Annotated in this window: 21 protein-coding genes; 9 read left to right on the top strand and 12 right to left on the bottom strand. The window is 51.6% G+C overall.

Going from position 1 to position 23,948, the window contains the following annotated elements; translation table 11 throughout:
• Nucleotides 1–487: 487 nt before the first annotated feature.
• Nucleotides 488–1,033 carry a SecY-interacting protein gene (gene syd, locus HV302_RS05070; RefSeq protein WP_094760831.1) on the bottom strand — a complete coding sequence of 182 codons (546 nt, stop codon included), beginning with the start codon at nt 1,031–1,033 and terminating at the stop codon, nt 488–490.
• A gap of 68 nt (nt 1,034–1,101) precedes the next feature.
• On the opposite strand from syd, the gene queF reads away from it, so the two are divergent.
• The 5 genes from queF (at nt 1,102) to xni (ending at nt 7,595) form a co-directional block, all read left to right on the top strand.
• On the top strand, nt 1,102–1,950 hold the full coding sequence (gene queF / locus HV302_RS05065) for an NADPH-dependent 7-cyano-7-deazaguanine reductase QueF (RefSeq protein WP_181626997.1): 849 nt from the start codon (nt 1,102–1,104) through the stop codon (nt 1,948–1,950).
• 113 nt (nt 1,951–2,063) lie between these two features.
• Nucleotides 2,064–3,428: a nucleotide 5'-monophosphate nucleosidase PpnN gene (gene ppnN / locus HV302_RS05060; RefSeq protein WP_181626996.1), complete on the top strand. Its 1,365-nt coding sequence runs from the start codon at nt 2,064–2,066 to the stop codon at nt 3,426–3,428.
• A gap of 562 nt (nt 3,429–3,990) precedes the next feature.
• The gene (locus HV302_RS05055) at nt 3,991–5,280 is read left to right on the top strand and encodes an HAAAP family serine/threonine permease (protein ID WP_016154247.1); all 1,290 of its coding nucleotides are present in this window, start codon (nt 3,991–3,993) and stop codon (nt 5,278–5,280) included.
• A 54-nt stretch (nt 5,281–5,334) separates the two neighbouring features.
• Nucleotides 5,335–6,702, top strand: a complete 1,368-nt coding sequence (locus HV302_RS05050; protein WP_016154248.1) for an L-serine ammonia-lyase — start codon at nt 5,335–5,337, stop codon at nt 6,700–6,702.
• Between the two features lie 137 nt (nt 6,703–6,839).
• A complete protein-coding gene (gene xni, locus HV302_RS05045; RefSeq protein WP_181626995.1) occupies nt 6,840–7,595 on the top strand; it encodes a flap endonuclease Xni in 756 nt (251 codons plus the stop codon).
• Between the two features lie 91 nt (nt 7,596–7,686).
• Here the strand turns inward: xni and fucO are convergent, their stop codons facing one another.
• The 7 genes from fucO to HV302_RS05010 all read right to left on the bottom strand — a co-directional run bounded on the left by fucO (nt 7,687) and on the right by HV302_RS05010 (nt 15,861).
• Nucleotides 7,687–8,835 carry a lactaldehyde reductase gene (gene fucO, locus HV302_RS05040; RefSeq protein ID WP_046276144.1) on the bottom strand — a complete coding sequence of 383 codons (1,149 nt, stop codon included), beginning with the start codon at nt 8,833–8,835 and terminating at the stop codon, nt 7,687–7,689.
• A 27-nt stretch (nt 8,836–8,862) separates the two neighbouring features.
• Complete coding sequence (gene fucA / locus HV302_RS05035; protein ID WP_003034062.1) at nt 8,863–9,510, bottom strand: L-fuculose-phosphate aldolase; 648 nt, start codon at nt 9,508–9,510, stop codon at nt 8,863–8,865.
• Between the two features lie 141 nt (nt 9,511–9,651).
• Nucleotides 9,652–10,650 carry a LacI family DNA-binding transcriptional regulator gene (locus tag HV302_RS05030; RefSeq protein ID WP_131346702.1) on the bottom strand — a complete coding sequence of 333 codons (999 nt, stop codon included), beginning with the start codon at nt 10,648–10,650 and terminating at the stop codon, nt 9,652–9,654.
• Nucleotides 10,651–10,716: 66 nt separating this feature from the next.
• Complete coding sequence (locus HV302_RS05025) at nt 10,717–12,297, bottom strand: FGGY-family carbohydrate kinase (RefSeq protein WP_181626994.1); 1,581 nt, start codon at nt 12,295–12,297, stop codon at nt 10,717–10,719.
• Between the two features lie 53 nt (nt 12,298–12,350).
• Nucleotides 12,351–13,301, bottom strand: coding sequence for an ABC transporter substrate-binding protein (locus HV302_RS05020; RefSeq protein WP_016157361.1), 951 nt, complete (start codon nt 13,299–13,301; stop codon nt 12,351–12,353).
• 73 nt (nt 13,302–13,374) lie between these two features.
• Entirely contained in the window at nt 13,375–14,358 is a 984-nt protein-coding gene (locus HV302_RS05015; RefSeq protein ID WP_003034055.1) for an ABC transporter permease, read from the bottom strand.
• A 3-nt stretch (nt 14,359–14,361) separates the two neighbouring features.
• Nucleotides 14,362–15,861: a sugar ABC transporter ATP-binding protein gene (locus tag HV302_RS05010; protein WP_181626993.1), complete on the bottom strand. Its 1,500-nt coding sequence runs from the start codon at nt 15,859–15,861 to the stop codon at nt 14,362–14,364.
• Between the two features lie 463 nt (nt 15,862–16,324).
• Between HV302_RS05010 and fucI the strand changes: the two genes are divergently transcribed.
• The 4 genes from fucI (at nt 16,325) to fucR (ending at nt 20,828) form a co-directional block, all read left to right on the top strand.
• Nucleotides 16,325–18,100, top strand: coding sequence for an L-fucose isomerase (fucI, locus tag HV302_RS05005; protein ID WP_047357907.1), 1,776 nt, complete (start codon nt 16,325–16,327; stop codon nt 18,098–18,100).
• Between the two features lie 99 nt (nt 18,101–18,199).
• The gene (gene fucK / locus HV302_RS05000; RefSeq protein WP_181626992.1) at nt 18,200–19,618 is read left to right on the top strand and encodes an L-fuculokinase; all 1,419 of its coding nucleotides are present in this window, start codon (nt 18,200–18,202) and stop codon (nt 19,616–19,618) included.
• Between the two features lies 1 nt (nt 19,619).
• Nucleotides 19,620–20,042 (top strand): L-fucose mutarotase, encoded by a 423-nt coding sequence (gene fucU, locus HV302_RS04995; RefSeq protein WP_181626991.1) that lies wholly within the window; start codon nt 19,620–19,622, stop codon nt 20,040–20,042.
• Between the two features lie 57 nt (nt 20,043–20,099).
• Nucleotides 20,100–20,828 carry an L-fucose operon activator gene (gene fucR / locus HV302_RS04990; protein ID WP_016157366.1) on the top strand — a complete coding sequence of 243 codons (729 nt, stop codon included), beginning with the start codon at nt 20,100–20,102 and terminating at the stop codon, nt 20,826–20,828.
• 35 nt (nt 20,829–20,863) lie between these two features.
• On the opposite strand, the gene rlmM is transcribed toward fucR, so the two are convergent.
• From rlmM to HV302_RS04970, 4 genes are all read right to left on the bottom strand, one after another.
• Nucleotides 20,864–21,964: a 23S rRNA (cytidine(2498)-2'-O)-methyltransferase RlmM gene (gene rlmM, locus HV302_RS04985; RefSeq protein WP_003034040.1), complete on the bottom strand. Its 1,101-nt coding sequence runs from the start codon at nt 21,962–21,964 to the stop codon at nt 20,864–20,866.
• Nucleotides 21,957–22,352 carry a DUF423 domain-containing protein gene (locus HV302_RS04980; RefSeq protein ID WP_003034037.1) on the bottom strand — a complete coding sequence of 132 codons (396 nt, stop codon included), beginning with the start codon at nt 22,350–22,352 and terminating at the stop codon, nt 21,957–21,959. The genes rlmM and HV302_RS04980 overlap by 8 nt, the downstream gene beginning before the upstream one ends.
• An 18-nt stretch (nt 22,353–22,370) precedes the next feature.
• Nucleotides 22,371–23,288: a glycine cleavage system transcriptional regulator GcvA gene (gene gcvA, locus HV302_RS04975; protein ID WP_016154260.1), complete on the bottom strand. Its 918-nt coding sequence runs from the start codon at nt 23,286–23,288 to the stop codon at nt 22,371–22,373.
• 363 nt (nt 23,289–23,651) lie between these two features.
• Nucleotides 23,652–23,879 (bottom strand): YgdI/YgdR family lipoprotein, encoded by a 228-nt coding sequence (locus HV302_RS04970; protein ID WP_016154261.1) that lies wholly within the window; start codon nt 23,877–23,879, stop codon nt 23,652–23,654.
• Nucleotides 23,880–23,948 lie beyond the last annotated feature (69 nt).

Below are 23,948 nucleotides of genomic sequence, written 5' to 3'. Positions count from 1 at the left end.
AACTTTTCCTGTGGTCTTGCGACCTTGTTCATCCTGAACTAGTGCATCCTGCTCACATCACCCCGATATGAAAACTTCATCCTGAAGTGTCCTGGCCATCCTGACCCGCCGAACATCCTGACCGGCTCTCATTCTCCATCCTGGAGGTGTCCCTTAACGCATCCAGCGCTTTCCGCTTCGCTTCATCCTGAAGCCTGTCCTTGTAACACCGTCCTGGTGTGTCCTGCCGAAGAGCCATCATCCTGATGTTCTCTTCGTTGTGCGACTCCTTGTCGACAGATATAGAATCGCCTGTTTCGCCTTGTCTTACAAGATGCTTACAGACACTCCCTTAAGATTATTTTCGTATGAAAGTTGACAATAAAAAATTAACTTTATGAATAATAAGGAATAATTATTTTATCCGTTCATTAAGTCTTTACTTATTACCTGGCAATGTCCTACAGGGTTTGTAAGAGATCTCTCACAAGGTTCAGGGCAATCTGGATTACAGAACCGGCTTAAGCTGAGTGAGAAATTCCGCAAGTGAGTCCGCCAGCACCGTTCGTTTACGGGTTCCCAGCGTTTCTTTGCACACTTCACCGGAGAGATTGCACACCGAAATGACGTCAAGCTCATTGTCCTGGGTGGCAATAAAAAGCGTAGGCGACAGCTTGAGGCGCTTTTGCGTAACCAGGTGACCAATCAGGTTTTCCTGAACGCGCCTGAAGTCGTCTTCGCTCCAGGTTTGCAGCAGCGTTAGTTTTTCATCCGCAAACTGCGTGTGCATGTCCCCGGCAAACTGGGTGGTGTAAAAAGCGTGAACGGCTGGTTGTATCACGATATCAAAGGCGCGTTCAACCGCATTGAGGTTTTTTTCGCCGACAAAAGGCTGAGGTTGCCAGAATACCGCATCGTCTGTGGAAGAAATGATGCACGGAGAAGGTACGCCATACAGCTCTTCGCTGAGGGGCCAACTGTTGTTTTTTTCGTACCATGCGTCGCAATAACGTGTCGTAAAGGCTGTCAACGCCTGCGCTGTCAATTCGTCCACTGATTTCTCTCTTCACAAAAGCCAGGATACACTTGTCGCATAGTGTATCTGGTTTATGACGGTGAAACATGTCCTCTTATGAAAATCATCAGGCGCTTGACGGCCTGACTCTCGGTAAATCAACAGATTACCGCGACAATTACGATGCCAGCCTGCTGCAGGGCGTTCCACGCAGCCTGAACCGCGACCCGCTGGATTTACAGGTCGATAATCTGCCTTTTCACGGTGCCGATATCTGGACGCTATATGAACTGTCTTGGCTGAATGCCAACGGTTTACCGCAGGTAGCGGTCGGTCATGTAGAACTGGATTACACCAGCGTAAATCTGATTGAATCGAAAAGCTTTAAGCTTTACCTGAACAGTTTTAACCAGACGCGTTTTGATTCCTGGGATGCGGTACGCCAGACGCTGGAAAACGATCTGCGCGCTTGTGCTCAGGGCGATGTCAGCGTAGCGCTGTACCGTCTTGACGAACTGGAAGGACAACCGATAGCCCACTTTAACGGCACCTGCATCGACAATCAGGATATCGTCATCGATAACTACCAGTTCAGCACAGAGTATCTGGAAAATGCCGTTGGCGGTGAAAAAGTGGTGGAAGAGACGCTGGTCAGCCATCTGCTGAAGTCTAACTGCTTGATCACCCACCAGCCGGACTGGGGCTCCATACAGATTCAGTATCGCGGACGAAAAATCGATCGCGAGAAGCTGCTGCGTTATCTGGTCTCCTTCCGTCACCATAATGAGTTTCACGAGCAGTGCGTGGAACGCATTTTCAATGACATTCTGCGCTTCTGCCAGCCGGAGAAACTGAGCGTTTACGCGCGCTACACGCGACGTGGCGGCCTGGACATTAACCCATGGCGCACCAACACCGATTTCACCCCAGCAACGGGGCGTCTGGTACGTCAGTAATCTTTTTTCTCAATTTTGCGTGCCGGATTCCGCGCGCAAGGTTGTGAAAGGTCATAAGCCAGGGCTATTGTAATCAACAGGGAATGACGTGTTGCGTCCCATAAGGAGTTTACTTGATTACACATATTAGCCCGCTTGGCTCAATGGACATGTTGTCGCAGCTGGAAGTCGATATGCTTAAACGCACGGCCAGCAGCGACCTGTATCAACTGTTTCGTAACTGTTCGCTTGCCGTTCTGAACTCCGGCAGTTTGACCGACAACAGCAAAGAGCTGCTGTCACGCTTTGAAAGTTTCGACATTAACGTGCTGCGCCGCGAACGGGGCGTAAAGCTGGAACTGATCAACCCGCCTGAAGATGCGTTTGTTGATGGACGCATTATTCGCGCACTGCAGGCCAACCTGTTTGCTGTGCTGCGCGATATTCTGTTCGTCAATGGCCAGATCCATAACGCCGGTCGCTTTCAGCATCTGGATCTCGAAAGCTCGGTGCATATTACCAACCTGGTATTCTCGATCCTGCGCAATGCCCGGGCGCTACACGTGGGTGAAGCGCCGAACATGGTCGTCTGCTGGGGGGGTCACTCAATCAACGAAAACGAGTACCTGTACGCCCGTCGCGTTGGTACCCAGTTGGGCCTGCGCGAACTGAACATCTGTACCGGCTGTGGTCCGGGGGCGATGGAAGCGCCAATGAAAGGCGCTGCGGTCGGTCACGCCCAGCAACGATACAAAGACAGCCGCTTTATCGGTATGACCGAACCGTCAATCATTGCCGCTGAGCCGCCTAACCCGCTGGTTAACGAACTGATAATCATGCCAGACATTGAAAAACGTCTGGAAGCGTTCGTGCGTATCGCCCACGGTATAATCATCTTCCCAGGCGGCGTAGGGACAGCAGAAGAGCTGCTGTATCTGCTGGGGATCCTGATGAACCCGGCCAACAAAGATCAGGTTTTACCGCTGATCCTGACTGGACCAAAAGAGAGCGCCGATTACTTCCGCGTGCTGGACGAATTTATCGTGCACACACTGGGGGAAGATGCGCGTCGCCACTATCGCATTATCATAGACGATGCAGCAGGAGTGGCTCGTCTGATGAAAAAAGCGATGCCGCTGGTGAAAGAGAACCGCCGTGACACCGGTGATGCCTACAGCTTTAACTGGTCGATTCGTATCGCGCCTGATTTGCAGATGCCGTTCGAGCCGTCCCATGAAAACATGGCTAACCTGAAGCTGTACCCGGATCAACCCGTGGAAGTACTGGCGGCAGACCTGCGCCGTGCGTTCTCGGGGATTGTAGCCGGTAACGTGAAGGAAGTCGGGATCCGCGCCATCGAAGAGTTTGGCCCGTACAAAATCCACGGTGACCGCGAAATGATGCGCCGCATGGACGATCTCCTGCAGGGCTTTGTTGCACAGCATCGTATGAAGTTACCAGGCTCCGCGTATATCCCTTGCTACGAGATTTGCGCCTAACCTCCAACAGCCGCCAGCAGACGCTATCGCGGTGACAGTTTTGTCCATATCAAAGCCGGGTTTGGCGCATCAGCCTCCCGGCTTTTTTTAGTGATACCAGTCACATAGCTCAGACGATCATATAAATACCGATGATGTTTCATTAAAAATAACGCGCTACGCAAACGATTACCTTTAAAACCCAACCGTGATTTATATTAGGAAATTATTATTAGTCGCCAAAATCCTCTAAAAACAACAGTTTTTACAGCGTAACGCTCGTATCTTCGCGCCTTCGCTTTCATGATATATGTCGTTAATGTTAGCCTTCGCGCCCGTAAATTCGCTTTGACTATTTTTTAACAGATTAATGGTCCAAATTTATCCACATAAAAGGTGGATTATTGCATTTGGGATCGCGATCACTGATACATTCATTACTAAAATGTATCTTTCCGCCCGCAAATTATTACGGCGAAAAATTATATAAAAAATCGCTCAACGAATTTCGATTTACAGTCGGGTATTTTCTCATTGGATTGATCCCAAACCCGACTTTTTAAGCTTCCTCCAGGAGAAATAGATGGAAAACACTCAAACCAGCACTATCGTTACGGGCCAGACCCGCAGCGCATGGCGCAAGACAGATACCATGTGGATGCTGGGCCTTTACGGCACGGCGATTGGCGCGGGTGTATTGTTCCTGCCGATTAACGCAGGCGTAGGCGGTATGATTCCGCTGATCATCATGGCGATCCTTGCTTTCCCAATGACCTTCTTTGCACACCGCGGCCTGACTCGCTTCGTGCTGTCCGGTAAAAATCCGGGTGAAGACATTACTGAAGTTGTAGAAGAACACTTTGGTGTAGGCGCAGGAAAACTGATTACCCTGCTCTACTTCTTCGCTATCTACCCAATTCTGTTGGTCTACAGCGTAGCAATCACCAACACCGTCGAAAGCTTCCTGACCCACCAGTTGGCAATTACGCCGCCGCCGCGCGCAATCCTGTCTCTGATCCTGATTGTCGGCATGATGACCATCGTGCGTTTCGGTGAGCAGATGATCGTGAAGGCGATGAGCATCCTGGTATTCCCATTTGTTGCCGCCCTGATGCTGCTGGCGCTGTACCTGATCCCTCAGTGGAGCGGTGCCGTTCTGGAAACCCTGTCCTTTGACTCTGCAGCAACCACCGGCAACGGACTGCTGTTGACCCTGTGGCTGGCAATTCCGGTAATGGTATTCTCCTTCAACCACTCACCAATCATCTCCTCCTTCGCCGTGGCGAAGCGTGAAGAATACGGTGATGAAGCTGAGAAGAAATGCTCTAAGATTCTGGCATTCGCTCACATCATGATGGTGCTGACCGTTATGTTCTTCGTCTTCAGTTGCGTATTTAGCCTGACCCCAGCGGATCTGGCCGCAGCGAAAGAGCAGAACATCTCTATCCTGTCTTACCTGGCAAACCACTTTAACGCGCCGATCATTGCCTGGATGGCACCGATTATCGCGATTATCGCTATCACCAAATCCTTCCTCGGCCACTACCTGGGCGCACGTGAAGGTTTCAACGGTATGGTGATTAAGTCTCTGCGCGGCAAAGGCAAAACCATCGAAATCAACAAACTGAACAAAATCACTGCGCTGTTCATGCTGGTAACCACCTGGATTGTGGCGACGCTGAACCCAAGTATCCTCGGTATGATTGAAACCCTGGGTGGCCCAATCATCGCGATGATTCTGTTCCTGATGCCGATGTATGCAATTCAGAAAGTACCGGCAATGCGTAAATACAGCGGCCATATCAGCAACGTCTTCGTTGTGATTATGGGCCTGATCGCTATCTCCGCTATTTTCTACTCTCTGTTCAGTTAATTCCCCTGCGCCGCTCCTCGGGAGCGGCGCACCTCGATACACAATGGACGCCTCATGATTAGCGTATTCGATATTTTCAAAATCGGCATTGGCCCTTCCAGCTCCCACACTGTTGGCCCGATGAAAGCAGGCAAACAATTCACGGATGACCTGATTGCACGCGGAATTCTCACTGACGTAACCCGCGTAGTGGTTGATGTCTATGGCTCCTTGTCTCTGACGGGGAAAGGTCACCATACCGACATCGCGATTATTATGGGCCTGGCGGGTAATCTGCCGGATACCGTAGACATTGATGCCATCCCGGCCTTTATCCAGGATGTGAATACTCATGGACGTTTGCTGCTGGCGGACGGTCAACATGAGGTCGAGTTCCCGGTCGACAAGTGCATGAATTTCCATGCGGACAATCTGTCCCTGCACGAAAACGGGATGCGTATTACCGCACTGGCGGGCGAAAAAGCCATTTACAGCCAGACTTACTATTCCATTGGCGGTGGGTTCATCGTTGATGAAGAACATTTTGGTTTACCGAACAACTCTCCGGTAAACGTGCCGTATCCGTATAAATCTGCGGCTGATTTGCAACGTCATTGCCAGGAAACCGGCCTGTCACTTTCCGGTCTGATGATGCAAAACGAACTGGCGCTGCACAGCAAAGAAGAGCTGGAACAACACTTCGCCAACGTCTGGGACGTCATGCGCAGCGGGATTGAGCGCGGCATCACCACCGAAGGTGTATTGCCGGGCAAACTGCGCGTTCCACGTCGCGCGGCGGCGCTGCGTCGTATGCTGGTCAGCAGCGACAAAACCACCACTGATCCGATGGCGGTTGTTGACTGGATCAACATGTTCGCGCTGGCCGTGAACGAAGAAAACGCTGCCGGTGGACGCGTGGTTACGGCGCCAACTAATGGCGCATGCGGGATTGTTCCTGCCGTGCTGGCGTACTACGACAAGTTTATCCGCGAAGTGAACGCTAACTCGCTGGCACGCTACATGCTGGTCGCGAGCGCCATTGGTTCACTGTACAAGATGAACGCCTCCATCTCTGGCGCCGAAGTGGGCTGTCAGGGTGAAGTCGGCGTTGCCTGCTCCATGGCTGCGGCCGGTCTGGCTGAACTGCTGGGCGGTAGCCCAATGCAGGTGTGCATCGCGGCGGAAATCGGTATGGAACATAACCTGGGTCTGACCTGCGATCCGGTTGCCGGCCAGGTGCAGGTACCGTGCATTGAGCGTAACGCCATTGCTTCGGTTAAAGCAGTGAACGCCGCACGTATGGCGCTGCGCCGTACCAGCGAACCGCGCGTGTGCCTTGATAAAGTCATCGAGACCATGTACGAAACCGGTAAAGACATGAACGCCAAATACCGTGAAACATCTCGCGGCGGTCTGGCGATGAAGATTGTCACCTGCGATTAAGTCCCACCACGTTTCAGGGTCTGTAGGCCGGGTAAGGCGCTCGCCGCCATCCGGTCTACGGATAACGCTATTTCGCAACACTCGCCTCCCCTCGCCGTGAATGTTACCCTACAAACTTATTTGTTAGGGAGAACACTGTGGCCGTCCACCTGCTCATTGTCGATGCACTGAACCTTATCCGCCGCATTCACGCCGTACAGGGCTCACCCTGCGTAGAGACGTGCCAGCACGCGCTCGATCAGTTGATTGTGCACAGTCAGCCTACGCACGCCGTGGCGGTATTCGATGATGAAGCGCGCAACAGCGGCTGGCGTCACCAACGGTTGCCTGACTACAAATCCGGTCGCCCACCGATGCCTGATGAATTGCACCAGGAAATGCCCGCCTTACGCGCCGCTTTTGAACAGCGCGGCGTCTGCTGTTGGGTCTCCAGCGGGAATGAAGCCGATGATTTAGCCGCAACCCTGGCGGTTAAAGTGAGCCAGGCGGGACATCAGGCTACCATCGTCTCAACCGATAAAGGCTATTGTCAGTTGCTCTCCCCGACGCTACGTATTCGTGACTACTTCCAGAAGCGCTGGCTGGATGCACCGTTTATTGAGAAAGAGTTTGGCGTGCTGCCGCAGCAGTTGCCTGATTACTGGGGACTGGCCGGGATCAGCAGTTCGAAAGTACCGGGGGTTGCAGGTATTGGTCCCAAAAGCGCCACGCAGCTGCTCGTACAGTTTCAACATCTGGAAGGCATTTACGCGCATCTTGATGAAGTACCGGACAAGTGGCGCAAGAAACTAGAGATGCACCAGGAGATGGCGTTTCTGTGTCGCGATATCGCACGGCTGCAAACGGACTTACATATCGACGGAAACCTGCAGCAATTACGGTTGGTGCGATAGCTCTGTTGCCGAATGGCGCTGTGCTTATCTGGCCTACACGTCGAACACCCCGGTAGGCCGGATAAGGCTTTCACGCCGTCACGCTGAAAAATTACCAGGCGGTGTGGTACAGCTCAACGATATCCCCAAGATTCGCTTCACGGGGATTTCCCCCGGTACAAACATCGTCAAATGCCGCCTGCGCCAGCGCAGGAATATCCTCTTTACGTACGCCAACATCGCGTAAATGCAGCGGGATCCCTACATCGCGGTTAAGGGCGAAGACGGCATCTACTGCCGCTTTACGTGCCTCTGCCAGCGTCAGTTCTTCAACCTTAACTCCCATCACCCGGGCGATATCGCGAAATTTTTCCCCGGTGAATTCGGCGTTATAGCGCATCACGTGCGGCAGCAAAATGGCATTTGCTACGCCGTGCGGCGTGTTATAAAACGCGCCTAACGGGTGTGCCATTCCATGCACTAATCCCAGACCAACGTTGGAAAAGCCCATCCCGGCCACGTACTGGCCCAGCGCCATCGCTTCCCCGGCCTGGGTATCGCCCGCAACGGAACCACGTAATGCCCCGGCTATCATTTCAATGGCTTTAATGTGCAGCGCATCGGTAAGCGCCCACGCCGCCCGCGTGATGTAGCCCTCAATAGCATGGGTCAGGGCATCCACTCCGGTGGCGGCTTTTAGCGCCGCTGGCATGCCGTCCATCATGTCAGCATCAATGAACGCTACCTGTGGGATGTCATGGGGATCGACACAAACAAACTTACGCCGATTTTCTTCGTCAGTGATCACGTAGTTAATGGTCACTTCCGCTGCCGTTCCCGCGGTGGTGGGGATAGCCATAACCGGCACGCTCGGGTTGCGCGTTGGCGATAACCCTTCAAGGCTACGTACATCCGCAAACTCAGGGTTATTATTGATAATGCCAATCGCTTTACAGGTATCCTGAGGGGAGCCTCCGCCGATGGCGATCAGATAGTCTGCGCCGCTTTGCTGAAAGACACCCAATCCTTCCTGCACCACCGCAATGGTTGGGTTAGGAATAACGCCTGAATAGATTTCCCATGCCAGACCTGCAGCATCCATTCGGGAAGTCACCTTATCGACAACGCCGCACTGCACCAGATTTTTATCAGTCACAATCAACGCCTTGCGATAACCACGACGGATGACTTCATCGGTTAATGCACCAACAGCTCCCCGGCCAAACCATGCCGTTTCGTTCAGAATCATTCTGTTCGCCATCGTATTTCTCCTTTTCGCTATGCGAAATTACTCTTCAATGCGTAATCCGTAAGATTTGAATTTCTCCAGCACAATAGCGATCTCCTCGTCATCCAGCACCGGCACCGGGTCAACAATCGCCAGCGTGCTCAGATAAAGGCGGGCCAGAACTTCCACTTCATGCGCCAACCACAGTGCTTTTTCCAAATTCGCTTCACAAGCAATCAACCCATGGTGCTGTAAAAGCGTTGCCTTACGGTTTTTCAGGGCGACGCTCACATGCTCTGACAGCTCTCGTGTACCAAACGTCGCATAAGGCGCACACGGAATAGAGTTCCCCCCTGCCGCCGCAATCATGTAGTGAATTGCCGGGATAGGGCGATTAAGAATAGAAACGGCCGTGCAATGTACGGCATGGTTATGGACAACCGCATTGGCATCCGGACGCGTCTGATATGCCGCCAGGTGAAAACGCCATTCACTGGAGGGTAATTGTCCTTTATCATATTTCCCGTCGTTATCTACATACACGATCATATTTTCAGTAAGTCTTTCGTAAGGAATACCGCTGGGCGTGATCAGCATCCCATTTTCATAACGCGCACTCACATTTCCCGCCGTCCCCTGATTCAATCCAAGGCTGGTCATTTCAAGGCAGGTTTCAATGATTTCTCGCGACAAACGCATTCTTTCCATAATGATTCTCCGGGTACAGTTTCCCCTCGTCTTTATTGCGAAAAATGCAGCCGCAGAGTAAGACGGGTCAGGTTTCAGATACAGGCAGCCACTGAACGTATATATTCAGGTTCAGTAGGCCGATTTATTTATAGCGGCGTATTAAGGTTGTCTTACGCGCTTAATAAGCTTCATCTCAACTTTTACAGTTTCTTTAATTGGCTGGTCATCAATAGCACTCATCATCATATCGAACGCTTTTTCCGCCCAAACATTTTCATCCTGCTGCATTGACCAGACATTATTGGCGAGGAATCCCAGCATTGGGTGTTCATCGAATGTCCCAATATTAATTTCAGGTGGAATTGTGCCAAAACGATTACGAATAGCGTTAATGGCCCCCTCCAGTACGGGTAATGATGAGGCAATAAATGCCTGTGGACAGCCCTGTTCGCCGATCAACTCATCCATCAGTCGATAACCACCCTCGGGCGTGTTGTCCGGCCCTTCGCGCACCCAATCGCTATGCAAAATACCATTATTGCTCAATGCATTAAGATAACCTTGCAAACGGTCGCCGATGCTGGGTAATCCGGTATCTCCCACCAAAAACCAGATCGGCGACTTTCCAGCGTCAAACAAACTTTGCGTCAATTTTTCGCCGCCCAAAATGTTATGGCTTTCTACCAGAGCGTTATCGGTATACTTAAAATCACGGTCAAGTAACACCATCGGTTTTCTGACCTGACGTAAATGGTGCTGCTGATTCTCTAATGTTGAGGGAACAATAAAAAGGCCATCGACATTGCGAGCTATTAACGCTTTAGTCAGTTTATTTTCGTAATCAACATCGTCATAGGTACAGCTAATCGTTAGCTGATAACCGGAACGACGACAGCGTTGCTCAAGTTTTTCTGCGAGTGTGGCAAAAAACACGTTGGAAATATTGGGCACAATCAATCCCAACGTATCCGTTTTATTCAATTTCAGGCTGCGTGCTGAATGGTTAATGACGTAACCATAGCGCTCGACATATTCATTAATACGCGTTTGGGTTTTGACACTGATTCGATATTGCTCTGCTTTCCCGTTCAGCACCAGTCGTACGGTCGTAACCGATAAATTCAGATCGCTGGCTATCTGTTCTACTGTTTTAGCCATTTATATGCCCCAGTTCACATCCAAAAACGTCAATCTACAATCATAAAAGTATTTTAAACTTTTGTCTTACTGCATAAGTTGGTTAATCGCCTGCTGCTGATCCCACATCATCAGATAAGCCTGATATTTGCGGTCATAGAAGTTGCGCCGTGCCGGGTTAGCCTTAATCACCTCGCCTGATCGAACCATCGCCTGGCATGCAGATGGAATATTTTCCCACGCGCCGCAGGCAACCGCGCCGGTGATGGCTGCACCTAACGTCACCGCATCCTCTTCCTGCATCAGATGAATATCGCATCCGGTGGCATCGGCATATTCTCGCAACCATAGTGGGTTATGCGTTGCGCCGCCGCACAGCGTCAGTCGGGAAATGGTGTGACCGTTTTCGCGCATCACTTCCATAATATGCCGCGTACCGCAGGCGATCGCCTGTAATGTCGCCAGGTACAGACGAGCAACCTGCATCTCGCCTCGCTCAAGAGTCAAACCGCAAACACTCCCCCGGGCATCGGGTCGCGCGCGCGGTGAACGATTACCGTGATGATCGGCCAGCACATGCAAATAACGACCAGGCTCTGACTCCTGCGCCTCAAGTGCGGCAACCCATTCATTAACTAAAACGATGGGATGGCAACCCCGCGCCTCAGCCTTGTAAAATAGCGCCGCGCTGGCTCCTGACTCCTGAAGCGTCCAGTCGACTAACGCCCCAGCGGCACTTTGCCCCCCTTCTGTCAGCCAGTAGCCTGGCAGCATGGCTGACCAGTACGGCCCCCATACACCAGGTGTATGAATTTCCTGCTCGCTGCACAGCATATGGCAATTTGACGTTCCGCTGATCAACGCCAACGTCCCCTCAGGCTCAACACCGGCAAGCGCTACTCCGCCCGCATGGGCATCAATCATTCCGCTGGCGACGACCACTGCAGTCGTCAGCCCCAGCGCCTGGGCCGCATCGGTGCTAAGCGTTCCAACGGCGGCGCCTGGCGGCAGGATCCGCGACGGGATTTTGCCCAACAAATCCGTTAGCTCAACAGCGTCAAGCAAAGAGTGGCTAAAGCGTTGTTCATGTGCCAGATAGTTCCATTTACAGGTCAGCGTGCACAGACCAGCAACATCACAGGCGGTAGCTTTAGAGACCAGAAAGTCCGCCAGATCGTAGAAGCGATGCGCACTCTGCCAGGTGGCTGGAAAATGGTTTTTCAACCACAGTACTTTAGGAAGCTCCATTTCGACGCTGACTTCACCGCCAACGTAGCGCAAAGCCGGATCCTGCGTGGCGTTTATACGTTGCGTCTCCTGCGCCGCACGATGATCCATCCACATGATGATGTTATGGTCTGATGGTTCGCCTGGTGAAACCGCCAGGCCCCGCCCCAGTTCATCCAGTGCCACCAATGAACAGGTGGCATCAAATCCCAATGCGCGAATCTCCTCAATGCGAACCCCGGATGACGACACCGCCTCCTTCACTGCATGGCAAACCTGCTGCCAGATTTCTGCAGATGACTGCTCAACCCGCTCAGGACCGGGTCGAAACTGCGAGATGGCGTGTGTCGCAAAAGCCAGCCGTTTGCCACTGGCATCAAAGACACCAGCCCTGACGCTGGCGGAACCGACATCCACACCGAGGAAATATCCACTGCCCATAGTAACTCCCTGACGCTGGCGAATGATGGGGCGAGCACTTCGCCCCAACGGTGTTATTTTTTACCGAATGGGTGTAACAGCTTGTCAATTTCCGGGGTGTCAATGTTCTTCGCATTAACGAATTTAACCGGAATATCAATTTCTTTCGGTACAGACTGACCCGATACCGCTGCATTTAGTGTCTTGATACCCTGGTAGCCAATCTGATAAGCGTCCTGCACGACAAAGCCCTGAATGACCCCAGACTTCAGGAAAGCAATGATTGCCTCGGTGCTATCAAAACCAATCACTTTCACTTTGCCTTTCAGGTTTTGACTATCAATGGCGTTTGCTACGCCCAGCGTTGAGCCTTCATTGGTGCCATAAATCCCTGCAATATCAGGGTTGGCCTGGATCATATCGATGGTTTTATCCATCGCTTTTTGCGGATCGCCATCGCTGTACTGGACCGGTAGCACCTGGATTTCCGGGTATTTCTCCTTCATGCGGGCAATAAATCCTTCCGAACGCTCAATCGCTGAGGAGGTCCCCGCTACGTGCGCAATAATGCCCACTTTACCTTTGCTGCCCACTTCCGCAGCCAGTGCATCCGCCGCTTCAGCACCGGCTTTACGGTTATTCGTGGCGACAAAGCTCACTGGAATATCGGAATTCACGCCGGAGTCAAACGTCACAACTTTAATGCCGCGTGAATTTGCGGTCTCAACTAATGGCGCCAGCGCATTGGCATCTAACGCTGCCAGCAATAGCCCATTGGGTTTTTGCGCCATCGCGTTTTCAACTAGCTGAATCTGCTCGGCAATCTGAGTTTCATCCGCCGGGCCAACATAGCTGGTTTTATCACCCGACTCTTTTGCTGCCGCTTCCGTCCCCATTTTTACGGTTTGCCAGAATTCATGCTGGAAACCTTTACTGACCACCGGAAGGTTCATATCTTTAGCCAATACGCTGGATGTCATACAGGCCAGCAGGGATAACGCATAGACAAAATTCCTGGTTCTCATTGTTTTACTCCGTTCTGAGTGAGTCACCCTAAACGTCAGGGTTATGATGCCCCGTGACTTCCGGGAGCGTAAATCAACGAATTTTTTTGCGTAATGTATCGAGATAAACCGCAGCAATGACCACCACGCCCATGGCCACCATTTGCCAGAACTGGGAAACCCCCATCAGGTTCAGACCATTTTTCAACACGCTCATAATGAATGCGCCGATGATAGTCCCGCCGATGGTGCCAATTCCCCCCATCAGGCTCGTCCCACCAATAACAACCGCCGCGATGGCTTCCAGTTCATAACCCACGCCAACCGTTGGCTGACCAGAGTTCAAACGTGAGGCCAGAATAACCCCGGCGATCCCGGTCAGCAGACCGCAAAAGGCGTAGACGAAAATTTTGACGCGTTGAACTTTAATTCCGGAAAGGTGTGCGGCCACCTCATTGCTACCCACAGCGTAAACATAGCGACCAATCACCGTTTTCTTCAGGATGTAGGCGGCGATTAGCGCCACCACCACCAGGTAAAAAACGGGATAAGGCAACACATCGAACAAACGTCCCTGGGCTAGCATTTTGAAGGTGGGGTAATCAGCGAAATAAATCGCACGACCATCTGTCATCACCATATTGATGCCTCTGACGGACATCATCAGGCCCAGCGTGGCGATAAAAGGCGGGATAGTCATTTTGGTGACCAGCAGACCATTGATATAGCCGCATAATCCACCGGCCAGCACCCCGGCCAGAATACATACGGGCAGAGGCAATCCCAGCGTGGCGCTGATGCCTACCGCAACACCCGAAAAGGCCACCACCGAGCCAAGAGAAAGGTCGATTCCTGACGTGATAATGACGAAGGTAACGCCAATCGCCATAATGCCAATCACTGAAGTTTGCAGGGCGATTGTCATGATGTTTTCAGTGTTAAAGAAAAATGGCGAACCAAAGCTAAAAAATATTACTAAAATAATCAGACTCAAAAGCGGCGCAAGGCGCATTAAAAGTTCTTTGTTAATTTTTATTTTCTTATTATTGCTGTCTGAAGAGGTTACAGAGATAGTCATAAATTAGTCCTCTAACGTCGCATATTGCATGATTTTTTCTTGTGTGGCGTCATCAGAAGCTAACTCCCCGGTAATACGTCCATTACGCATCACTAAAATGCGATCGCACATACCCAGCACTTCCGGTAATTCAGAGGAGATCATGATAATTGACTTCCCTTTTGCCACCAGTCGATTCATTAATTCATAAATCTCAAGTTTGGCACCCACATCAATACCGCGAGTGGGTTCATCAAAGATGAGAATATCGGTGTCTTTACACACCCATCTGGCAATAATAATTTTCTGCTGATTACCACCACTTAAATTCAGAGCAGCCTGTTCTAAATGTGGTGTTTTAATGCGTAGGGCTTTCACCTGTTCTTCGCTGGTTTTCTGACAACGTTTGCTGTCCACGTTGCCATAACGATCGGAATACTCAGGATAATTGCCCAACATAATATTGCGCTCAACGGACAGTCCTAATGCCAGCCCCTCTTTTTTCCTGTCCTCGGTTAAATAGCTGATACCCTGTTTGATAGCATCAGGAATATCTTTAATTACCGTCACGCTACCGTTCAGCTTGAGGGTTCCGCCATCAATGGGATCCGCACCAAAAATTGCCCGCGCCAGCTCAGTACGTCCTGCCCCCATCAGACCGGCGAAGCCCAAAATTTCGCCCTGATACAGAGTGAAATCAATATTGTTCAATACGCCATTGCGCGTCAGACCGCTTACTTCCAACACCGGCTTGTGTTGAGCCAAAGGTTCGCGGCGAGGATAGATATTGCCAAGATCGCGCCCAACCATCATGGCAATCAGATCGCTAATTTTAACCGCATCATAATCCACAGTGGCAATAAACTGACCATCCCGCATCACCGTCGCGCGATCGGCGATCAGCGCCAGTTCCTCTAATCTGTGCGAGATATAAACAATGCCCGTTCCCTGTTCTTTCAGCAAACGAGTTACCTGAAATAAGCTGTCAATTTCCGTTTCGGTCAGCGCTGCCGTCGGTTCATCCATAATAAGAATCTTGGCATTTACCGATATCGCTTTAGCAATCTCAACCATTTGTTGTTGCGCGACGGTCAGATCGGCCACCAGCGTTTCTGGAGAGATATTCAGGTTTAATTTTTGCAAAATATCGATAGCTGCCTGTCGCTGTTGTTTATCATCCAGACGCCAGCGATTATTTTTGCAAAACTCCCTGCCAATAAATATATTATCTTCCACCGTGAGTTCAGGGAAAAGGTTAAACTCCTGGTGAATGATAGTGATACCTGCGCTTTGTGCACTCAACGGGTTCGCAAAAGTAACAGGTTGTCCCTCAAAAATAATATCCCCTTCATCAGGCTGATAAACACCGGATAAAATCTTCATCAACGTAGACTTTCCTGCGCCATTCTCACCCAGCAGCGCATGAACCTCTCCTTTGCGTAAAGCAAAATCCACATTACTCAACGCTAATACGCCGGGAAAACGTTTCGTAATATGACTCATCTGTAAAAATGTTTCAGACATTGCTGCTTTCCTCAATATACAGAAACTGCAATCAGTGAATCAGGCGCAAAACGTTGCCAGGAAGCCATCGTCACCGTTAATGCGAATACTACCTATAAGTTCATATGCGTTTTATCAATTATGCTAACTCGAGTTAGCGAAGTGCCTTTTAAAGCTATTTTAGCTACTCAAAATAGCCAAATCATTTGGTTTAAAACTGTGACGCTGAACAGACAATTTATTATAAGCAATTAATTCAAAAAGGATTTATTGAAAATACCCGTCCTGGTTTATTTGACGCAGATCGAATTTTAACCACTTCTCGTGAAGCCTCTCACAGTTCCACAACAAAAAAGTTGTGCAAAAAACTCTCTAATACCTAAGCTAACTCGAGTTAGCAAAAATGGGTTATTCAGCCAACTGCGACAGTGGTGTTCAACATCCGCTTTTGCAGCACGGCATAAAGTGAGATGAGGAACCTCGAATGAACAAAAATAGCTTACCGAAAATTGGAATTCGTCCGGTGATTGATGGGCGCCGTATGGGTGTTCGTGAATCGCTCGAAGAGCAAACCATGAATATGGCCAAAGCCACTGCTGCGCTGATCACAGAGAAACTTCGTCACGCCTGTGGTGCACAAATTGAATGTGTGATTGCCGACACTTGCATTGCCGGGATGGCTGAATCTGCCGCCTGTGAAGAAAAATTCAGCAGCCTGAACGTAGGCGTGACGATTACTGTTACCCCATGCTGGTGCTACGGTAGCGAAACCATCGACATGGATCCGATGCGCCCGAAAGCTATCTGGGGCTTTAACGGAACAGAACGTCCCGGCGCAGTTTATCTGGCCGCAGCATTGGCTGCGCATAATCAAAAAGGACTTCCCGCCTTCTCTATTTACGGCCATGACGTACAGGATGCCGGCGATACCACGATCCCTGCCGATGTTGAAGAAAAATTGCTGCGCTTTGCCCGTGCGGGCCTGGCGGTTGCCAGTATGAAAGGCAAAAGCTACCTGTCCGTAGGCGGCGTTTCAATGGGCATTGCTGGCTCGATTGTCGATCATAACTTCTTTGAATCCTGGCTGGGAATGAAGGTTCAACCCGTTGATATGACCGAACTGCGTCGTCGCATCGACCAAAAAATCTATGACGAAGCTGAGCTGGAAATGGCGCTGGCGTGGGCGGATAAAAACTTCCGCTACGGTGAAGATCAGAACGCACAGCAATATAAGCGTAACGCAGAGCAGAGCCGTGCGGTGCTGAAAGAGAGCCTGCTGATGGCCATGTGCATTCGCGACATGATGCAGGGTAACCAGAAACTGGCAGACAAAGGTCGGGTTGAAGAGTCGCTGGGGTACAACGCGATTGCCGCAGGCTTCCAGGGCCAGCGTCACTGGACCGATCAATACCCGAATGGCGATACCGCCGAAGCACTGCTCAACAGCTCCTTTGACTGGAACGGCATTCGCGAACCGTTCGTTGTCGCCACCGAAAACGACAGCCTGAACGGCGTGGCGATGCTGTTTGGTCATCAACTCACCGGCACAGCGCAGGTCTTTGCCGATGTGCGCACCTACTGGTCGCCAGAGGCGGTTGAACGCGTCACGGGTAAACCGCTAACCGGCCTTGCTGAGCACGGTATTATTCACCTGATTAACTCCGGCTCGGCAGCGCTGGATGGCTCCTGCAAACAGCGCGACGGCGAAGGGAAACCGACCATGAAGCCGCACTGGGAGATCTCACAGAAAGAGGCGGATGATTGCCTGGCGGCTACCGAATGGTGTCCGGCTATTCACGAATACTTCCGCGGCGGCGGCTATTCTTCTCGCTTCCTGACCGAGGGCGGCGTGCCCTTCACCATGACCCGCATCAACATCATCAAAGGCCTGGGCCCGGTGCTGCAAATCGCGGAAGGCTGGAGCGTGGAATTGCCGAAAGAGATGCACGACCAGCTTGATGCGCGCACCAACTCCACCTGGCCAACCACCTGGTTTGCCCCGCGCTTAACCGGTAAAGGCCCGTTCAGCGATGTCTATTCCGTCATGGCTAACTGGGGCGCAAACCACGGCGTACTGACGATAGGTCACGTGGGCGCGGACTTTATTACGCTCGCCGCCATGCTGCGTATCCCGGTTTGTATGCACAACGTGGAAGACGAAAAAATTTACCGCCCTTCAGCCTGGGCAGCCCATGGTATGGATATGGAAGGCCAGGATTATCGCGCCTGCCAGAACTACGGCCCGCTGTATAAGCGTTAATGCGACTCTGGCCCGGTGGCGCAAGCTTACCGGGCCTGCGCGGTGAATTTTGTAAGCCGGGTAAGCGCTGCGCCATCCGGCTACGTTTGGGGAGCGATTATGAAACAAGACGTTATCCTGGTTCTCGACTGTGGCGCGACCAACGTGCGGGCTATCGCCGTTGACCGACAGGGAAAGATTGTCGCCCGCGCAGCGACCCCGAACGCCAGTGACATCGCAACAGAAAACAGTACCTGGCATCAGTGGTCGCTGGAGGCCATTCTGCAACGCTTCGCCGATTGCTGTCAGCGCCTCTGCACGCAACTGGCCGCCTGCCATGTCCGCGGGATCGCCGTCACCACTTTTGGCGTAGACGGCGCGCTGGTTGATAAGAACGGCAAGCAGCTGTATCCGGTGATTAGCTGGAAATGCCCACGCACCGCAGCGGTGATGGAGAATATTCACCGCTACATATCACCGCAGCAATTGCAGGAAATTTCCGGCGTCGGCGCATTTAGTTTCAACACGCTGTATAAACTGGTGTGGCTGCAAGAAAACCATCCGCAATTTCTGGAGCAGGCGCACGCCTGGTTGTTTATCTCGTCGCTTATCAACCACCGTTTAACCGGCGAGTTCACTACAGATATCACCATGGCGGGCACCAGTCAGCTGCTGGACATCCGGCAGCGCGATTTTAGTCATGACATTTTGCAGGCTACGGGCATACCGCGCCGTCTGTTCCCGCGCCTGGTTGAAGCAGGCGAACAGATTGGGGCTTTGCAACCAGAGGCTGCCAGCCTGCTCGGGCTTACGGCGGGAATTCCGGTCATCTCTGCCGGACACGACACGCAGTTTGCGCTATTTGGCGCTGGAGCCCAGCCAGACGAACCAGTGCTCTCTTCCGGCACATGGGAAATTCTGATGGTGCGCAGTGCGCAGGTGGATACCTCCCAGCTCAGCCAATATGCGGGTTCCACTTGTGAGCTGGATAGCCAGGCTGGACTGAATAACCCCGGCATGCAGTGGCTGGCTTCCGGTGTACTTGAGTGGGTGCGTAAGCTGTTGTGGACTGCCGACACCCCCTGGCAGACGCTGATTGACGAAGCCAGGGTCATCCCGGCAGGCGCCGAAGGCGTGAAGATGCACTGCGACCTGCTGGCCTGTCAGAATGCGGGCTGGCAAGGGGTTACGCTCAATACCACCCGTGGTCACTTTTATCGCGCCGCGCTGGAAGGACTGACAGAACAGCTGCAGCGAAACCTCCATACGCTGGAAAAAATCGGTCATTTCCAGGCCACAGAACTGCTATTGGTTGGTGGGGGAAGCCGCAACGCGTTGTGGAATCAGATCAAAGCGAATGTTCTCGGGATACCTGTCAAAGTGCTGGATGACGCCGAAACCACCGTGGCAGGTGCCGCAATGTTTGCGTGGTCAGGCATTGGGGAATTTGCCTCACCGGAACAGGCACGCGGGCAGGTACGCTACCAGTACCGTTACTTCTATCCGCAAACCGAATCCGAACTAACAGGAGTCGAGTAACATGCTCAAAACAATATCTCCCTTAATTTCGCCCGACCTGCTGAAGGTACTGGCTGAAATGGGGCACGGCGATGAGATTATATTTTCCGATGCCCACTTCCCGGCCCACAGCATGGGACCGCAGGTTATCCGCGCCGACGGTCTATTGGTCAGCGACCTGCTACAGGCAATTATTCCGCTCTTTGAACTGGACAGCTATGCCCCACCGCTGGTGATGATGGCGGCTGTTGAAGGCGATGCCCTCGATCCTGACGTCGAGGCCCGCTATCGTCAGGCGCTTTCACTGCAATCCCCCTGCCCGGACATCACGCGTATTGACCGCTATGCCTTCTATGAACGCGCGCAACAGGCGTTTGCGATCGTTATCACAGGAGAGCGGGCAAAGTACGGGAATATTCTATTAAAAAAAGGAGTAACCCCGTAATCTCTGGTCTGAATGCCCGTCAGCTACGGGCATTCATCATAAGATGAGGATCAGAACATGAAAGCGGCGCGCCAGCAGGCGATCGTAGATCTGCTTACCAACCACAAAAATCTGACAACCGAAACCCTTGCTTTGCAACTTAAGGTCAGCAAAGAGACCATCCGCCGCGATCTCAGCGAGCTACAAGCCCAGGGAAAAGTGCTGCGCAATCACGGACGGGCCAAAGTGATTCATCGGCAAAATCAGGACAGCGGCGACCCGTTTCATATGCGACTCAAAAGCCACTATGCCCACAAAGCGAATATTGCCCGCGAAGCGCTGGCATGGATCGAAGAAGGTATGGTGATAGCCCTGGACGCCAGCTCAACGTGCTGGTACCTGGCGCGACAGTTACCGGACATCAACATTCACGTCTTTACCAACAGCCAGCCCATTTGCCAGGAATTGGCTAAACGCGAACACCTTCAGCTCATCAGCTCCGGCGGTCGCCTTGAGCGTAAATACGGTTGCTATGTTAACCCCTCGCTCATCTCGCAGCTCAAACCACTCGAGATCGATCTGTTTATTTTTTCCTGCGTAGGGATCGACAGCGACGGCGCACTCTGGGACTCTAACGCGACCAATGCCGACTTCAAGTCCATTCTGCTTAAGCGCGCAGCGCAGTCATTATTGCTGATCGATAAAAGTAAATTTAATCGTTCGGGAGAGGCCCGGATTGGGCATCTGGATGATGTGACGCATATTATTTCAGATACGCCGCTGATTGAAACAATGCAGGCCGGATGAGGCATTTACGCCTTCATCCGGCCTGCAATTTTACCTTATCGCTCGTCGCGACGGCCACCAACAGCAGCCCACAGGCGACGGACGTGCACGGTGACTTCTTCACGGTCATGATACAGCTGACGCGCCTGAATCTGGGCATTTACGCCATGCTCGTCAAGCTGTGCCTGAATATAAGCCAGGTTTTGCGACACCTCTTCGTAGCGTTTTTTCATCGGCAGCTTGAGGTTGAAGATAGTCTCTCGACACCAGCCGTTGACCAGCCACTGCGCCATCAGGGCGGCAACCTTCGCGGGCTTTTCCACCATGTCGCAAACCATCCACGAAATGTTATTGCGATTTGGCCGGTACTTAAATCCGTCTTCGCGCAGCCAGGTAACTTGTCCGGTATCCATCAGACTTTGCGCCATCGGACCATTATCCACGGAGTAAACCCACATGTTGCGTTTAACCAGTTGATAGGTCCAACCGCCCGGGCATGCCCCTAAATCCACCGCATACATTCCGTTAGCCAGACGTTCATCCCACTCATCGGCAGGAATAAACACGTGCAGCGCTTCTTCCAGCTTCAGTGTTGAACGGCTCGGCGCATCGGCCGGGAACTTCAGACGCGGAATGCCCATGTAGAACGGGGAGTTATTGTCAGGCCAGGAATAGCCGGTATAGCAACAGCCTGGTGCGATAAAGAACACATGAACCACCGGACGTTTTGGCGTTTCATATTTTGCCAGCACGCCCGCTTCCCGCAGCGCCGCGCGCAGTGGTACGGTAAATTTACGGCAAAATTTAACCAACTCTTTGCTTTCATTGGTATCAGCAACTTCAACGCGCAGATCGCCGCCTTTCTCTACCACGCCCTGCAACATGCCGACAATCGGCGTAATGCGGTCTTCCGGCGGTAAATATTGCAGCAGTTCGCCCACCACAAACATTTGACGGGCAAAAATCAGCGAGCTAAACGGCAACTCTTTCACTAACTTTTCGGCATCGTCCTGCTGATAGCATTCGAAGATGACGTAACCCGCATTGTCTTTCACGCGGGCAAAACCGAAGATTTCCCGGCGTCCTGCTTTATCCGTAATTTCTGCGGCGCACTCTTTTTCAAAACCTGGGCGACACAACAATACAACCTTATTCATGGCTAACGCCCTTACGTTTCAATCGAATAGCGCCCACTAACATCAGCGCCCAGCCCACAAGGAAGCTGAAACCGCCGACGGGGGTAACAAACGCCCACAGGCGTAAATGCGAGAGCGCGAGGCAATACAGGCTGCCGCTAAACAGCACCGTTCCTAATGCCAAAAACACGCTACTCCAGTAAAACCAAATGCTAATGCGCCGCTGCATGGCGACGGCCAGGCCAAATATAGCCAGCGTATGGAACGCCTGATACTCGAGGCCAGTCTGGATCCACCCCATCTCAACGACACCGAGGGTTTTACTCAGAACATGTGCCCCAAAGGCGCCCAACGCCACAAAGATAAAGCCACTTACGGCGGCAAAAATCAGCATAAAACGGCTGGTCATGTGAATACCCTACGTAAATTATTGTTCATAACGAAAGCGGAATTTTTCTTGTTCCGTGGCCGCTTTCGCCAGAATCCACTGACGGAAGGCGGCTATTTTACCCAGTTCTGCCTGACTGTCATGACAAACCAGATAAAATGCGTTTTTGCTGACCAGAACATCATTAAACGGACAGACCAGACGTCCGGCTTCTATTTCGGATTGCGCCATGACGTTATTAGCCAACGCAATTCCCTGTCCATGGATAGCAGCCTGGAGCACCATGGCGCTATGGCTGAAGATGGGTCCCTGCTGTACGTTGATATGATTCAGGCCAAGCTGGCGCGTATAGGCTTGCCAGTCACGGCGTGACGCATCGTGCAATAATGTGTGTTTCGCCAGATCTTCGGGCGTCTTTAGCGGTTTATCACCGGTGAGTAATAGCGGCGAGCAGACCGGCAATAAATATTCTGCGTACAATTTTTCAACACGCAGACCCGGCCAGTTGCCACGTCCGTAGAAAATCGCCACATCAACATCGTCAGCCAGTTTGTCTTCCTGACGGTCCACCGCCTGGATCCTGACATCGATTCCCGGATAAGCTGAGTTAAAGCTAGAGAGTCTGGGAACCATCCATTGGATTGCAAAACTGGGCAATAAACTCACAGTGAGCGCACCTTTTGCACTGCGTGCCTGAAGTTTACGCGTCGCGTCGGTTAATTGCGAAAAAATCTCTTTGATGTCGAGAAAGTAGCTTTGGCCTTCTTCCGTTAACAGCAAAGATCGATTGCGTCGACGAAACAGCTTCAGCCCCAGGAAATCCTCAAGTGACTTGATTTGATGACTTACTGCGGCCTGCGTCACAAAAAGCTCTTCTGCTGCGCGAGTAAAGCTCAAATGACGCGCTGCAGCATCAAAAACACGCAACGCATTTAGGGGTGGTAATCGTTTTGACATGACTTTTAGGCTTTGATGTTAAATGAATTTAACAATTAACCAACAGGTTGTAACCTATTAGTTTTTTTTATCTGAGCCATTATAAATTGTCCGTTGAGGTTCTACCAGCAAATACCTATAGTGGCGGCACTTCCTGAAGCCGGAACGAAAAGTTTTATCGGAATGCGTGTTCTGGTGGGCTTTTGGCTTACGGTTGTGATGTTGTGTTGTTGTGTTTGCAATTGGTCTGCGATTCAGACCATGGTAGCAAAGCTACCCTTTTTCACTTCCTGTACATTTACCCTGTCTGTCCATAGTGATTAATGTAGCACCGCCAAATTGCGGTGCTTTTTTTTGTCCGACTCTTTGTCGATGGACGACCGGTTAGTTATCCAGTTCTACCATCTCTTTCACATCGGTACGGTTAATCTGCTGTTTGTTGCCGTTAGCGTCTTTATACGAAATCATCCCCGTTTCATTGTCGGTCTGTGGCTTACCATCAGATACGATTGATCGACCATCATTGGTGTGCATCACATAATTCGAACCAGAACAGGCGCTCAGGGCAAAAGTCAGCATACAAGCAGAGATAATTGCGGCAGTCTTTTTCATCTTTTTCTCCTTAAAGCGATTTATGCTATTAAAAACACACTCCGTAACAGGCTAAATTGCTCGCCTAAC

Origin of the sequence: Citrobacter sp. RHBSTW-00859, assembly GCF_013729795.1 — a bacterium.
Classification (GTDB): Bacteria; Pseudomonadota; Gammaproteobacteria; order Enterobacterales; family Enterobacteriaceae; genus Citrobacter; species Citrobacter braakii.
The sequence above is the reverse complement of the archived record's forward strand: the minus strand, read 5'-3'. Positions and strand labels throughout refer to the sequence as shown.

Excerpts from the sequence above, each read along its gene's own strand:
- HV302_RS05025 (WP_181626994.1), bottom strand. The coding sequence starts at position 12,297 with ATGGGCAGTGGATATTTCCTCGGTGTGGATGTCGGTTCCGCCAGCGTC.
- HV302_RS05020 (WP_016157361.1), bottom strand. The coding sequence starts at position 13,301 with ATGAGAACCAGGAATTTTGTCTATGCGTTATCCCTGCTGGCCTGTATG.
- gcvA (WP_016154260.1), bottom strand. The coding sequence starts at position 23,288 with ATGTCAAAACGATTACCACCCCTAAATGCGTTGCGTGTTTTTGATGCT.
- HV302_RS04980 (WP_003034037.1), bottom strand. The coding sequence starts at position 22,352 with ATGACCAGCCGTTTTATGCTGATTTTTGCCGCCGTAAGTGGCTTTATC.
- HV302_RS05010 (WP_181626993.1), bottom strand. The coding sequence starts at position 15,861 with ATGTCTGAAACATTTTTACAGATGAGTCATATTACGAAACGTTTTCCC.
- fucR (WP_016157366.1), top strand. The coding sequence starts at position 20,100 with ATGAAAGCGGCGCGCCAGCAGGCGATCGTAGATCTGCTTACCAACCAC.
- queF (WP_181626997.1), top strand. The coding sequence starts at position 1,102 with ATGTCCTCTTATGAAAATCATCAGGCGCTTGACGGCCTGACTCTCGGT.
- HV302_RS05030 (WP_131346702.1), bottom strand. The coding sequence starts at position 10,650 with ATGGCTAAAACAGTAGAACAGATAGCCAGCGATCTGAATTTATCGGTT.
- fucA (WP_003034062.1), bottom strand. The coding sequence starts at position 9,510 with ATGGAAAGAATGCGTTTGTCGCGAGAAATCATTGAAACCTGCCTTGAA.
- HV302_RS05015 (WP_003034055.1), bottom strand. The coding sequence starts at position 14,358 with ATGACTATCTCTGTAACCTCTTCAGACAGCAATAATAAGAAAATAAAA.
- fucU (WP_181626991.1), top strand. The coding sequence starts at position 19,620 with ATGCTCAAAACAATATCTCCCTTAATTTCGCCCGACCTGCTGAAGGTA.
- fucI (WP_047357907.1), top strand. The coding sequence starts at position 16,325 with ATGAACAAAAATAGCTTACCGAAAATTGGAATTCGTCCGGTGATTGAT.
- HV302_RS04970 (WP_016154261.1), bottom strand. The coding sequence starts at position 23,879 with ATGAAAAAGACTGCCGCAATTATCTCTGCTTGTATGCTGACTTTTGCC.
- fucO (WP_046276144.1), bottom strand. The coding sequence starts at position 8,835 with ATGGCGAACAGAATGATTCTGAACGAAACGGCATGGTTTGGCCGGGGA.
- fucK (WP_181626992.1), top strand. The coding sequence starts at position 18,200 with ATGAAACAAGACGTTATCCTGGTTCTCGACTGTGGCGCGACCAACGTG.
- HV302_RS05050 (WP_016154248.1), top strand. The coding sequence starts at position 5,335 with ATGATTAGCGTATTCGATATTTTCAAAATCGGCATTGGCCCTTCCAGC.
- rlmM (WP_003034040.1), bottom strand. The coding sequence starts at position 21,964 with ATGAATAAGGTTGTATTGTTGTGTCGCCCAGGTTTTGAAAAAGAGTGC.
- HV302_RS05055 (WP_016154247.1), top strand. The coding sequence starts at position 3,991 with ATGGAAAACACTCAAACCAGCACTATCGTTACGGGCCAGACCCGCAGC.